General features: G+C 62.1%; 15 protein-coding genes. 12 read left to right on the top strand and 3 right to left on the bottom strand.

Features of this window, described 5'->3' with window-relative positions; all coding sequences use genetic code 11:
* Positions 1-594 precede the first annotated feature (594 nt).
* From V3388_RS09480 to V3388_RS09430, 11 genes are all read left to right on the top strand, one after another.
* Positions 595-1,026 carry a hypothetical protein gene (locus tag V3388_RS09480; RefSeq protein ID WP_336367277.1) on the top strand — a complete coding sequence of 144 codons (432 nt, stop codon included), beginning with the start codon at positions 595-597 and terminating at the stop codon, positions 1,024-1,026.
* Positions 1,026-1,520: a ribosomal protein S18-alanine N-acetyltransferase gene (gene rimI / locus V3388_RS09475; RefSeq protein ID WP_336367276.1), complete on the top strand. Its 495-nt coding sequence runs from the start codon at positions 1,026-1,028 to the stop codon at positions 1,518-1,520. The genes V3388_RS09480 and rimI overlap by 1 nt, the downstream gene beginning before the upstream one ends.
* Before the next feature lie 35 nt (positions 1,521-1,555).
* On the top strand, positions 1,556-3,136 hold the full coding sequence (gene prfC / locus V3388_RS09470) for a peptide chain release factor 3 (protein WP_336367275.1): 1,581 nt from the start codon (positions 1,556-1,558) through the stop codon (positions 3,134-3,136).
* Positions 3,137-3,161: 25 nt separating this feature from the next.
* On the top strand, positions 3,162-3,938 hold the full coding sequence (locus V3388_RS09465; RefSeq protein ID WP_336367274.1) for a TatD family hydrolase: 777 nt from the start codon (positions 3,162-3,164) through the stop codon (positions 3,936-3,938).
* A gap of 232 nt (positions 3,939-4,170) precedes the next feature.
* The gene (gene rplM / locus V3388_RS09460) at positions 4,171-4,599 is read left to right on the top strand and encodes a 50S ribosomal protein L13 (protein ID WP_336367273.1); all 429 of its coding nucleotides are present in this window, start codon (positions 4,171-4,173) and stop codon (positions 4,597-4,599) included.
* A gap of 12 nt (positions 4,600-4,611) precedes the next feature.
* Positions 4,612-5,004: a 30S ribosomal protein S9 gene (rpsI, locus tag V3388_RS09455; protein WP_336367272.1), complete on the top strand. Its 393-nt coding sequence runs from the start codon at positions 4,612-4,614 to the stop codon at positions 5,002-5,004.
* A 145-nt stretch (positions 5,005-5,149) separates the two neighbouring features.
* Positions 5,150-5,743, top strand: coding sequence for a ubiquinol-cytochrome c reductase iron-sulfur subunit (gene petA / locus V3388_RS09450; RefSeq protein WP_336367271.1), 594 nt, complete (start codon positions 5,150-5,152; stop codon positions 5,741-5,743).
* Entirely contained in the window at positions 5,743-6,972 is a 1,230-nt protein-coding gene (locus tag V3388_RS09445) for a cytochrome b (protein ID WP_336367313.1), read from the top strand. The genes petA and V3388_RS09445 overlap by 1 nt, the downstream gene beginning before the upstream one ends.
* On the top strand, positions 6,972-7,697 hold the full coding sequence (locus V3388_RS09440) for a cytochrome c1 (protein WP_336367270.1): 726 nt from the start codon (positions 6,972-6,974) through the stop codon (positions 7,695-7,697). The genes V3388_RS09445 and V3388_RS09440 overlap by 1 nt, the downstream gene beginning before the upstream one ends.
* A gap of 108 nt (positions 7,698-7,805) precedes the next feature.
* Positions 7,806-8,435: a stringent starvation protein SspA gene (gene sspA, locus V3388_RS09435; RefSeq protein ID WP_336367269.1), complete on the top strand. Its 630-nt coding sequence runs from the start codon at positions 7,806-7,808 to the stop codon at positions 8,433-8,435.
* A 59-nt stretch (positions 8,436-8,494) separates the two neighbouring features.
* Positions 8,495-8,902 carry a ClpXP protease specificity-enhancing factor gene (locus V3388_RS09430; protein ID WP_336367312.1) on the top strand — a complete coding sequence of 136 codons (408 nt, stop codon included), beginning with the start codon at positions 8,495-8,497 and terminating at the stop codon, positions 8,900-8,902.
* Between the two features lie 51 nt (positions 8,903-8,953).
* Here the strand turns inward: V3388_RS09430 and V3388_RS09425 are convergent, their stop codons facing one another.
* The 3 genes from V3388_RS09425 to V3388_RS09415 are packed head-to-tail and all read right to left on the bottom strand — an operon-like array spanning position 8,954 to position 11,868.
* Positions 8,954-9,544, bottom strand: a complete 591-nt coding sequence (locus tag V3388_RS09425) for an SIS domain-containing protein (protein ID WP_336367268.1) — start codon at positions 9,542-9,544, stop codon at positions 8,954-8,956.
* 26 nt (positions 9,545-9,570) lie between these two features.
* Positions 9,571-9,936 (bottom strand): YraN family protein, encoded by a 366-nt coding sequence (locus tag V3388_RS09420; RefSeq protein WP_336367267.1) that lies wholly within the window; start codon positions 9,934-9,936, stop codon positions 9,571-9,573.
* An 18-nt stretch (positions 9,937-9,954) separates the two neighbouring features.
* A complete protein-coding gene (locus tag V3388_RS09415; protein WP_336367266.1) occupies positions 9,955-11,868 on the bottom strand; it encodes a penicillin-binding protein activator in 1,914 nt (637 codons plus the stop codon).
* A gap of 147 nt (positions 11,869-12,015) precedes the next feature.
* On the opposite strand from V3388_RS09415, the gene rsmI reads away from it, so the two are divergent.
* Positions 12,016-12,879 (top strand): 16S rRNA (cytidine(1402)-2'-O)-methyltransferase, encoded by an 864-nt coding sequence (rsmI, locus tag V3388_RS09410; RefSeq protein WP_336367311.1) that lies wholly within the window; start codon positions 12,016-12,018, stop codon positions 12,877-12,879.
* Positions 12,880-12,902: the final 23 nt, after the last annotated feature.

Here is a 12,902-nt window from a genome sequence, read left to right as displayed (position 1 = left end):
TTCTGCCCATGCGAGAGTAGGTCATCGTCAGGCTCTTAATACCCAAACCCCAGCATCTCGCGATGCTGGGGTTTTTTCGTTTCTGCGTGCCCGAATGCCCCGTGATATACTCGGCGCCATCAAGATTGCATCCCGTTTATCCCCGAAGCAGGCATCATGACGACAGAAGCCCGGAGACAGTTTTACCTCGGCATCGCTGGCGTGCAGATGTGGTATGCCCGTGCGCCGCTGCCGGGAGCGGCGCCAAGCCCCGCGTTTGATTTCCGTGAGCCTTTGGTGGACTCCGGACTACCAGCGGAGGACAGAACAGCGCCGGGTGTGCGTGGGCAAGGTGTTCCGAAGGGCGGCTCGACGCTACCCGTTTCTGACCGTCCTTCCGGGGCGACGTCAGCGCCCAGGCCTTCCCAGCGGCAGCCGGTTCACTCACCGGCGCCTGGGCGCCGGTTGACCGGCCTGATGGACTCGGCGCCCGCCTCGGATAAGCCTCAGGTGGCCTCGCCACCCCATTCACCGTCGATTCCGGCCGCTGAGCCCGTCAATGATGAACAGCCCGAGGCTAGCCCCGGCCAAACCCCGGCAGCGCCCCCCAGTGCTTTGCTCAATTCTCTGCCTAACCCACTGAACCTTGGTGTCTGGCTGGGGCAACGCTTTGCCCTGATCTCAGAGTGGACCGACGATGCCAGCGGCCGGCTTCAGACATCGTTGGCCGGTAACATTCTGAAGAGTCTGGGTGAGTCAGAAGTGGGCTTCCATGGCACTTTCTCCTGGCCGGTGTTTGCCAATGTGAAGGTTGCGGGCCGTGATTCTGCGCTGCTGGTGGATGTGCTGCGTCGTTTTTTTGAGCCGGTGGGGGCGCGCCAGGTGCTGTGGCTGGGCAGTCAGGGCGACTCTGGCTCAGCGTGGCTCGACGATACCCTCGGCCAGCCACCCAGGCTTCGGTTTAACCGCTCCCTTGCCGCGCTGGCTGGAGACCCCTCACTGAAACGGGAACTCTGGCGTGTGCTGAAGCTTCTGGCGCCCAGCTGATGTCACGGGATGACGTTTATGCTGCGGTGCTGCAGGCCGAGCTCGTTATTCGTCCCTTGGCGCCGGTTGATGTTCCACAGGTGCTTGAACTGGAGCGCCAGGGGTATCCCAACCCCTGGTCCGAGGCGGTGTTTCTGGACTGCTTTCGGGATAACTATCAGCTGTGGGCTCTGTGCCGCGGAGACCGGCTCTGTGGTTATGCCATTGTCGCCCTGCAACTGGACGAGGCCCATTTGCTAAACCTGTGCGTGGCACCCAATGACCGCCGCTCAGGGCTTGGGCGACGATTGCTCCGCCACCTGATGGCGCACGCCACCGCTGCCGGCGCCGTTAAGGTCATCCTGGAGGTTCGCGCCAGCAATCAGTCGGCGGCAGCGTTGTATGCCAGCGAGGGGTTTGTCCAGATTGGTCTCCGCCGAGGCTATTATCCGGGGCCAGGTAATCCGGAAGATGCCATCGTCATGGTTCACGGGGCCGGCTCCGACCCCTTATAATGTCGGGTTTTCGTTCAACGGGTTGCCAATACATTATGTCTAATCTTTCCCGCGAAGTGGCCAACCGCCGAACCTTCGCCATTATCTCGCACCCGGACGCCGGTAAGACCACCATCACCGAGAAGGTGCTTCTATTCGGCAAGGCGCTGCAGAAGGCCGGCACGGTCAAGGGCAAGAAGTCCGGTCAACACGCAAAGTCGGACTGGATGGAGATGGAAAAAGAGCGGGGGATCTCCGTAACAACATCCGTGATGCAGTTCCCTTACGCTGATCGGCTGGTGAATCTTCTCGATACGCCGGGTCATGAGGACTTCTCTGAAGATACCTATCGGACACTGACGGCCGTGGACTCTTGCCTGATGGTAATTGACAGTGCCAAGGGCGTCGAGGAGCGGACCATCAAGCTGATGGAGGTCACCCGGCTCAGGGATACGCCCATTCTCACCTTCATGAACAAGCTCGATCGGGACACCCGTGATCCGATCGAACTGATGGACGAGGTGGAAGAGGTGCTCAAGATTGCCTGTGCGCCCATCACGTGGCCCATTGGCATGGGTAAGAGTTTCAAAGGTGTGTATCACCTGCTTCGGGACGAAGTGATTCTGTACCAGTCCGGTCAGGGCCACACCATACAGGAGCGTCGGGTAGTCAAAGGGCTGGACAATCCGGAGCTCGATACCGCCATCGGCGCCTACGCGCAGGATTTACGGGATGAAATCGAACTGGTCAAAGGCGCTTCCCATGAATTTGATCAGGACGCGTTCCTGGCGGGTGACCTGACCCCGGTGTTTTTTGGTACAGCTCTGGGCAACTTTGGCGTCGATCACATGCTGGACGGCCTGGTGGAATGGGCGCCGGCGCCCCAGCCCCGTGAAACCGACCAGCGTGTTGTGCAGCCGGACGAGCCGGGATTCTCCGGCTTCGTGTTCAAGATCCAGGCGAACATGGACCCCCAGCACCGGGACCGGATCGCCTTCGTGCGGATCGTGTCCGGGCAGTACACTCAGGGCATGAAGGCCCGGCACGTCCGCATCGGCAAGGAGGTCCGTTTTGCCGATGCGCTGACCTTCATGGCCGGTGATCGGGAACACGCCGAAGAAGCCTTTGCCGGTGACATCATCGGCCTCCACAACCACGGTACCATTCAGCTGGGGGACACCTTCACCGCCGGTGAGGATATGAAGTTCACCGGTATTCCGAACTTCGCGCCGGAATTGTTCCGGCGCATCCGGCTGAAAGACCCGCTGAAGGCCAAGCAGCTCCAGAAGGGGCTGATCCAGCTGTCCGAGGAAGGTGCGGTCCAGGTGTTTCGTCCGGTTCGGAACAACGATCTGATCGTTGGGGCGGTCGGCGTACTGCAGTTTGACGTCGTGGTCAGCCGCCTCAAGAGCGAATACAAGGTGGACGCCATGTACGAGCCGATCAACGTGGCGACGGCGCGTTGGGTTACCTGCGACGATGCCCGCAAGCTGGACGAGTTCCAGCGGAAGAACAGCGACTTCCTGGCCCTGGACGGCGCCGACCGGCTGGCGTATATCGCGCCGACCATGGTAAACCTGAATCTGGCCCAGGAGCGTAATCCGGACGTTCGGTTCCACAAAACCCGGGAACATTAAAGGTTCCCGGCCTGGGAGGCAGGCCATGCAAGCCCTTGTCGATGCCCACTGCCATCTGGATTTTCCGGCGTTTACTGGCCGGCTTGATGCGGTATTGGCACGGGCCCGGGCCGCCGGCGTATCGCAGTGCGTGATTCCCGGTGTCCGGCGAGCCGACTGGGCTCGGGTCCGCTCGGTCAGCGAGGGCCATGATGGCCTCTGGTACTGCCTTGGCATCCACCCCTGGTTTGTGGATGAGCATGACGAGGCAGACCTGCAGGCCCTTGAGCAGGCGGTGTTAGCGCGGGACAGCCGGTGCGTCGCCGTTGGCGAATGCGGCCTGGACCGTCTCCATGGCAGCCTGGACGCCCAGCAGCCCTGGTTCGATCGTCAGGTGGCACTGGCCCGTGACGGTGACCTGCCCCTTGTGATCCATTCGGTGCGCACCCACGATGAGGTTGCCGCGACCTTGCGCCGCTTCCGGTGGCGGGGGCGGGCGCTGGTTCACGGTTTTTCCGGCAGCGTCCAGCAGGCCCAGCGCCTGGTCGAACTGGGTTGCTGCATTGGTGTTGGCGGTGTGATCACCCACCCGCGGGCGACCAGAACCCGAGCGGCGATAAAGGCAATTCCGGAACATGCCCTGGTGCTGGAGACTGACGCCCCTGATATGGCGCCGGCCGGGGTGGCGGCCGGTGAAAACGCGCCGGAATACCTCAGGCAGATCCTATCTGTTCTGGCCGAGCTGCGGGCCACATCACCGGATCAACTGGCGCCGGTGCTTTACGATAACACGCGCCGTTTGTTCGGCTGGTCCGGCTCCTGAGGGCCGGCAGTGGATAGGGGATTGTCCGGACGCGCGGCAAACCCCATGGCTCAGGGTTGGCTTTATTCTTTCCTTCGAGTATACTTCGCGCCCTGGCTTTTCATGGCGATACCACTATCTCAGCCCCGAATAGTGTATTGCCCGCAAACATACAGGTAGGGCCTCCACCGGATGCGGCGCATCTCCGGCGGTGGCCTTCAACGTTTATTTGATAGCGTTCAAGGCGGAATCAATGAAGACTCTGAGTGCGACACCAGAAACCGTAAAACGTGACTGGTACGTTGTAGACGCAGCCGGCAAGACGCTGGGTCGTCTGTCAACTGAAATCGCCCGTCGTCTGCGGGGCAAGCATAAAGCTGAGTACACCCCCCACGTCGACACCGGCGACTACATTGTGGTCATTAACGCCAGCCAGGTGCGGGTTACCGGCAAGAAGGCCTCGGCGAAAATGTACTACAGCCACACTGGCTTTCCGGGTGGAATCAAGTCCATCAATTTCGAGAAGCTGGTAGACAAGGCGCCCGAGCAGATCATCCAGAAGTCTGTTAAAGGCATGCTGCCGAAAGGCCCGCTCGGCCGCGCCATGTTCAAAAAGCTGAAAGTCTACGGTGGCGCTGAGCATCCTCATGCAGCCCAGCAGCCCAAAGAACTCGACATCTAACGGAAGGCGGATATGTCTGTAGCACAAAATTACGGTACCGGTCGCCGCAAGAGCTCCAAGGCTCGAGTATTTATCAAGCCGGGCAGCGGTAACATCACGATCAACGGTCGTACCATCGAGGAGTTTTTCGGTCGCGAGACGCTGCGAATGATTGTTCGCCAGCCGCTTGTGATTGCCGAGTCCTCTGATCGGTTCGACATCGCCATCACCGTCAAAGGTGGCGGCACCAGCGGTCAGGCCGGCGCGATTCGCCACGGTCTGACTCGTGCCCTGATGGATTACGACGAAACGCTTCGTCCGGCTCTGCGCAAAGCGGGTTACGTCACCCGTGACGCCCGTGAAGTTGAGCGTAAGAAAGTGGGTCTGCGCAAAGCGCGTAAGCGTCCGCAGTACTCCAAGCGTTAATCACGCTTCGGGATCCGAAAAACCCGGCCGTCTGGCCGGGTTTTTTTATGTCGCCAGGAAAATCGCTCCGTAAACTGGAGCATTGGTACAGGTATCGTCTACCTTTCATGGTGGTAGGGATGGGTTTTTGTGGGAGAGCGCCAGCATGAACGATAGGGACGTGAGCCAAGGGCGGCGGCGATTCCTGATTGGCGCCACGTCCCTTGTGGGGGGCGTGGGAGTGATCGGTGCGTCAGTGCCGTTTGTAGCTTCCTGGAACCCAAGTGCCCGCGCCGAGGCGGCCGGGGCACCGGTGACGGTCAACATCGGCAAAATGGAGCCGGGCCAGCAAATTACCGTGGAGTGGCGCGGGAAGCCCGTGTGGATTGTTCGCCGCACCCCGGACATGCTCGACCACATCCAGGCCGCCAACGACCTGGTCAAGGACCCCGAGTCCAAGGCGCCCCAGCAGCCGGCTTACATTGAAGGCATCTACCGCTCTATCAAACCCGAGTACGCTGTGTTGGTGGGTATCTGTACGCACTTTGGCTGCGTCCCCACGTATCGGCCAAAGGTTGCGCCCGAGGACCTCGGTGCCGACTGGTTGGGCGGATTTTTCTGCCCCTGTCACGGCTCCCGCTATGACCTTGCCGGCCGGGTGTGGCGAGCCCAGCCGGCGCCCTTGAACCTGGAGGTGCCGCCTTACCGGTTTGACGATGAGTCGACACTGACCATTGGCCTGGATCCGGAGGCCGCATGATGCAAAAGCTCATCCACTGGGTTGATCGGCGCCTGCCGATTGTGAATGCCTGGACTCGGCACCTGTCCGGTTACTACGCGCCGAAGAACTTCAATATCTGGTATTTCTTCGGCTCCCTGGCCATGGTGGTGTTGCTCAATCAGCTGATCACCGGGGTGTGGCTGACCATGAGCTACAACCCCACGGCGGAAGGGGCGTTCGCCTCCGTCGAGTACATCATGCGGGACGTAAAGTGGGGCTGGCTGCTGCGCTACCTGCATTCAACCGGCGCGTCAGCGTTCTTCATCGTGGTGTATCTGCACATGTTCCGGGGGCTGATGTACGGTTCTTACCGCAAGCCCCGGGAGCTGGTCTGGCTGTTTGGCATGGTGATCTATCTGGTGCTGATGGCCGAGGCGTTCATGGGTTATCTGCTGCCCTGGGGGCAGATGTCCTACTGGGGCGCTCAGGTGATTATCAACCTGTTTGGCGCCATCCCTGTCATTGGCGATGATCTGTCCCTCTGGATTCGCGGGGACTACCTGGTCTCCGGCGTTACCCTGAACCGCTTTTTTGCGTTGCACGTGGTCGCTCTGCCGATTGTGCTGATCGGGCTGGTTGTGCTGCACATTCTCGCCCTGCACGAAGTGGGATCGAACAACCCGGACGGGATTGATATCAAGGCCCACAAGGACGAGCAGGGCCGTCCGTTGGACGGCGTTCCATTCCACCCGTATTACACGGTGCATGACCTCCTGGGGGTAGGCGTCTTTTTCTTCGTGTTCTTCCTGGTGGTGTTTTTCTTCCCGGAAATGGGGGGGCTGTTTCTCGAGACGCCCAATTTTGAACCGGCCAATCCGTTGAAAACGCCCGCGCACATTGCTCCGGTGTGGTATTTCACACCTTTCTACGCGATGTTGCGGGCGGTCACGGTGGACCTGTTTGGGTTACCGGCGAAATTCTGGGGCGTGGTCGTGATGGGTAGCGCGATTGCGCTGTTGTTTGTCGTGCCCTGGCTCGACCGCAGTCCGGTGCGCTCCATTCGTTACAAGGGGTGGCTCAGCCGAATTGCTCTGGGTGTGTTTGCGGTCAGTTTTGTTGCCCTCGGCTATCTGGGGCTGATGCCGGCCACCCCGACCCGTACCTCGGTGGCACAGGTGCTGACCGCCGGCTATTTCCTGTTCTTCCTGCTGATGCCGTTCTACACGCGGTGGGAGAAAACCCGCCCGGTACCAGAGAGGGTGACCTGATGAACGCCCTGTTCGCTTTTGCCCTGGGGATGGCGTTGTGGGTGTCCAACGCGGCCGCCGCCGAGACGTCGCCGACGCTGGATCACGTGACGCCGGATCTGTCCGATACTGCCTCGCTGCAGCGCGGTGTCGCTCTGTTTACCAACTACTGCATGGGCTGCCACTCCATGGAGTATGCCCGCTACAAGCGGGTGGCGGATGATCTCGACATCCCGGTTTCGCTGTATCAGGAAAACCTGATTTTTACCGGGGCCCGGGTCGGAGACCTGATGGAGAATGCGATGGACCGCAAGCAGGCTGCTGCGTGGTTTGGTGCGCCCCCGCCGGACCTGACTCTGGAGGCCCGGCTCCGGGGGGCGTCCTGGATCTACTCCTACCTTCGGGGCTTTTATCAGGACGATTCCAGGCCGTTTGGTGTCAACAACGCGGTGTTTCCCAATGTCAGCATGCCCCATGCCCTGGTGGGGCTGCAGGGGCTGTGCGCGGAAAAGCCCCGGCAGGGGCAGGCCGGAGAGCCGCTGTGCACCCGCTACGCCGCCGAGGGCACCCTGTCCCCGGCCGACTACGATCAGGCGATCTACGATCTGACTAATTTCCTGGCCTATTCCGCCGACCCCATCCGGCCCGAGCGGGAGCGGCTCGGGCTGTTCGTCCTGCTGTTCATGGGAGTGTTCATCGTCTTCGCGTATCTTCTCAATCGGGAGTACTGGAAGGACGTGCACTGATAAATCAGGTATAATCCCGGCTTTGAAATTCCAGCGGCGCAGGACGAGGCCCCTGGAATTTTGCCTTTTTCAGGGCTTTTTCGGACTGTTTACTCGCGAGGTAGTTCTATGGGCGTTGTGACCAAGCGGTCATCAATGACGTTTTTCTCAGACCCGGCCAGCCATTACAGCCACCGGGTGCGCATTGTCCTGGCAGAGAAGGGCGTCACCGTTGACGTTGTCAATGTGGAGCCGGACAACCCGCCGGAGGAACTGGCGGACCTGAACCCGTACAACGCCCTGCCGACCCTGGTGGACCGGGACCTGGTGCTGTACGAGCCGAACATCATGATGGAGTACCTGGACGAGCGGTTCCCGCACCCGCCGCTGCTGCCGGTGTACCCGGTGGCTCGCGCCAACAGCCGTCTGATGATTCACCGCATCCAGAAGGACTGGTGTGGCCTGGTCGATCAAATTCTGGCCGAGCCCTCTGCCAAGGGTGCGGACGCCGCCCGCAAAGAGCTTCGAGAAAGCCTGCTGGCCGCCGCGCCCCTGTTCGGTGAAATGCCGTTCTTCCTGTCCGAAGAGTTCACCATCGTGGATTGCTGCGTGGCGCCGATCCTGTGGCGTCTTCCGGCCCTTGGCATTGAGCTCAACGACAAGCAGGCGAAGCCGATCCAGAAGTACATGGATCGCATTTTTGCCCGGGAAGGCTTCAAGGCCAGTCTGTCCGATCTTGAAGAAGACATTCGCAGCTGAGAGGCGGCTGCCGGCCCCAGTCGCAGGAGTGAGAGACCGTGCCTGATCAGAAGATTGCCATGACCTCAAGCCGGCCGTACCTGGTGCGGGCGTTCAATGAGTGGATTCTGGACAACGACTGTACCCCGTACATCGTTGTCGACGCCGGTGTCCAGGGCGTCCAGGTGCCCACCGAACACGTGGCGAACGGGCAAATCGTGCTGAACATCAGCCCGGGTGCCGTGCGGGGACTGGTGATTGGCAACGGCGCGCTGGAGTTCAGCGCCCGTTTTGGTGGCGTGCCAATGCAGGTATTCATTCCCCTACAGGCGGTGATGGCCATTTACGCCAAGGAAAACGGGGAGGGGATGGTGTTCGGCAGCGAGCCGGGGACTCCCGACCCGGACGGCCCGGGCGACGGCGACCGTGCCGGTCAGTCTCAGGATGAGCGACCGTCCGGGCGGCCGACTCTCAAGGTGGTCAAATAGTCGGCACTCGCTGCCACTGAAAAAGCCGGTCCTGCCCAGGGCCGGCTTTTTTTATCCGCCGAACAGCTTCCCGTCAATCAGCCGGCACAGGCCATTCACGATCAGCAGCATCAGCGCTGGCGCCTCCGCCACACTCAGATTGTTCAGGGCCAGTTCGTGGTCCTCGGGGTGCAGCAAGGACGTGATGTCAGATTTCTCCCTGGCGCTCAGTACAACCACGTCCATTTCCCGGTCATGGGCCGCTTGTATGGCCTGAATCAGGTTGGCCTTGTGGCCGTCATCCACCACAACAAACAACAGGTCGCCGGGCTTGCCCAGGGCGCGAACCTGGCGGGAGAAGGTGTCGTTGAAACGGTTGTCCCGGCAGATTGCCGAGTAGGTGGTGGCGTCTGCGCCCAGGTTGATGGCGGGCAGGGCCGGGCGGTCGTGCTCCAATCGGTTCAGCAAAGTGGTACAGAAGTACTGGGCCAGGATGTTGGCGCTGCCGTTGGCGCAGGCCATCAGCTTGCCGTCCCGCAGAAGCGCGGCCACCATGGCGTCTGCCACCGGCTCCATCTGGGGGACCACCGTACTGGCGGCCTGGGCCGTCAGCTCCATGTGGGTGGCAAACCACTCGCTGATGTTCTGTTCGCTGTCGGTCATTGGGGTGCTCTTGAGTCATTCTTCGGTTACGCGGCCTGGATCGCGTTTCGGGCCCACTGGACCCGATATTTTGACGTCACGCCGGGGGTAATGCCAACGACATCAATGCGACACGGGTGATCCCACAGGCCGTGTCGATGGAGGTAAAAGGAAACCGCCCGGATCAGCTTCTGCCGTTTGCCGTAGGTGATGGAGGAAAGAGGGTCCGTGAGGCTGCCTTCGCCTCGAAACCGCACTTCCACAAACACCAGCGTGCCCGCGTCGCGGGCGATCAGGTCAATTTCGCCACCGCGGTTATAGACATTTCGCGCGACGATGGTGAGGCCATGGCGCTGCAGATAGCGTGCGGCAACGCCCTCGTAGTGTTCCCCCAATGCCCGTTTGCCGTCCATGGCTATGGTCGCCTCCCGTTACTGGGCCGGCCGCGATGTTTCGTCGCCGGGCGTCATCGGTGGCGCATCGTTTCCGGAGCCTGGCATGGGGGCTGGTGCCGCGGTCTCTTCCTCGGGCGCCAGATCCGGGAGGCGCTCCGGCACACCATTCCGGAAGCGCGCCCAAAGCTGCTCCCGGTGCACGCGGCCGCTGTTTGTCATGGTGAGGACGCCGGTCAGTCCGTCGATTTGAGCATCCGGGACCTGTCGCATGAGCGGCAGCCGCTTGCTCAGGCGCCAGGCATCGGCGCCCATCGCCATCAACCGACCGAGCTGGCCGCCGGTGTTATCAAGGGCTTTCGCCACGGTATTCCGGAACTCTTTGTTGGCATCGAGAATCCAGGGAATGTCGGTAAAGGTGACCCCATTCATATCGCGGTCCCGGGCCGGATCGGGGTTGCCCTCGTAAACGGTGGACGGGGCGTATACGGGAAGATCACCGCCGTAGTAAAAGGCGAACAGCGGGTTGAACTGGCGGGCGGCGGTGGGCAGCGCCACCAGGACGATTGCATCGGCGTCCTGGCGCCGGCGGGGTTCGAACTCAACGTTGCGCCCGATGGTTCGTTCGACGTCGATGGCACGGTTCCGGGACGCGTCAATGCCCAACAGGCTAGCGGTAGCCGCCCGCAGGTTGTCTTCCGGGAAAAAACGCTCGATGGCCAGGGCGGTAGCGCCGTCTTCCGCCAGCCGTGCGTTGAGGGCCTGGGCCACGCGATCACCCCAGTCGCCTTTGGGAATCAGTGCCAGGATCTGTCTGTCACCCTCGCGGGCCATGCGATCGGCAATCTGGCGGGCTTCGTCCTCAGCGGACAGGCCGAACTGATACAGGCCGTCTGGTGCCTGGGTGTCCTCCGGCAGGTAGTTTAGGCCCAGCACCGGGACCGGCAGGGTCCGCTGGGAGGCCAGGCCGGCCAGCGCCTCTTTGCGCAGGGGGCCGACCACCAGGTCGACATCCTGGGTGCTCAGCTCCTGGTACAGCGTCGCAAAAGGCTGGGTGCCGGTGTCGACAACGCGAATGTCCAGTTTGCTGTGGTCCTCGCCCGTATCCTGGTAATAGGCGGCCAGGAAACCATCGCGGATCGCGCGGCCGGCGCTGCCCAGGTCGCCGGTCAGGGGCAGGGCGAGAACAATGCTCTCCGGCCGTTGAGTGGCCAGGGTTGCGATCAGTTGCAGCTCAGAGGGCAGTACCTGGGCTGCGGGATGCCCGGGCCAGTTATTCTGCCAGCGACGAATCACCCGGCCCTGCTCGTCATAGTCACTGCTAGACTGGCGAAGCTGGCCGGCCAGTTCCAGCCAGCCTTGGCTTTCATAGCCGAGGGCGGTTTCGCTCGCCTTTGCCAGCTCTCGGTCGGAGACGGATTTGAGCTGCGCCCAGATGCGGTCATGCAGGGCCTGGGCGTCGGCTTTGGCGTCGGTCTGCGCCAGCAGGACGAGGGATAGGGCGGAATCGAGCGGGCGCCCGGCCAGGGCGAACGTCTGGGCCTGCAGGTCGGCCGCTCTTCGGTAAAGTTCTGCCGGGTAGGTGGTGAAGGCGTCCGGTGTCAGTCCATCGGTGAGTTGCCGGGCCCAGCCCGCGTCATCCAAGGCAACCGCGCCGGCCATGGCGAGCAGGCGCTTCTGGCGCGCAAGTTCGGCGGTGGGGTTTTCGAGCGGCGCACTCTGTAACACCGTCCGGGCGCCCTCCTGATCACCACGCTGTTGCAGATCGGCGGCGGTCCGGAGCAGGAAGCGCTGGGCCTGTTCCCGGTTGTCAGTCTGGCCGGCAAGGGCCAACGCCTCGGTCGCGGATTGACCGACTCGGCTGTCGAGGTTCAGGGTGGCGCACCCGGTGGCCAGCAGACACGCCAGCAGGGTAAAGGCCAGGGCAAACGGATGGGTTGGCTTCTTGGTCATAACAAGCTTGGCTCACTCCGGGTCATTGGGCTTGTGGCGCCGCGTTAACGGTGGCAAGTTTACCAGCTCCGGGGGCAATTCACATGACGTTGGTGTCACCCGTCCCTCTGAACGAACGAACGCGGAGCCTTCAGATTGAACGATTCATTGGCGAACAGTGTTGCCCCCGCCCCCGGGGCAGGCACCCTTTTTATTGTGGCGACGCCCATTGGCAATCTGGACGACTTGAGCACCCGGGCCGTTCAGACCCTCACCGCCGTGGCGGTGGTCGCGGCGGAGGATACGCGGCACTCCGGGCGCCTGATGCAGCACCTTGGCCTGCGCAAACGAATGGTGGCTCTGCACGATCACAACGAACGTGACCGCTTCCAGCAGGTGCTGGACGAGCTGCTGGCAGGGCAGGATGTGGCGCTGATCTCGGACGCGGGCACCCCGCTTATCTCCGATCCGGGTTTTGTGCTGGTTCGTGAAGCGCGAGCCCAGGGGATCCGGGTCAGCCCGGTGCCCGGTGCCTGTGCGGCGGTTGCTGCGTTAAGCGCCGCCGGGCTGCCCACCGACCGGTTCCTGTTCGCCGGGTTCCTGCCGGCCAAGCGGGCCGGCCGTCGTGGTGTGCTTGAGTCGCTGGTGCGGGAGACAGCCACCCTGGTGTTTTATGAATCGCCCCACCGCATCCTCGATACCCTGGAGGACCTGATCTCGGTGCTGGGGGCTGAGCGCGAGCTCGTCCTGGGGCGGGAGATCACCAAAACCTTCGAAACCTTCTATGCGGGTCCCGCTGCCGAGGTGTTTGCCGCCCTTTCGGCAGATCCAAACGGCACTCGGGGTGAGTTCGTGGTCATGGCCGCCGGGGCGGCGGCCGCTCCGGCGGCCGCGCCGTCCTTCGACGAGGACCGCCTGCTGGCACGCCTGCTGGACGAGTTGCCGGTGAAAAAAGCCGCTCGAATCGTGGCGGACCTGACCGGAGGCTCCAAGAATGATCTCTACCAGCGGGCGCTGGCCATGAAAGCCTGACTTTTGCTTGCATGCGCGAGGGG

The sequence above is a fragment of the Marinobacter sp. C2H3 genome (genome assembly GCF_037080155.1).
Classification (GTDB): domain Bacteria; phylum Pseudomonadota; class Gammaproteobacteria; order Pseudomonadales; family Oleiphilaceae; genus Marinobacter.
The sequence above is the reverse complement of the archived record's forward strand: the minus strand, read 5'-3'. Positions and strand labels throughout refer to the sequence as shown.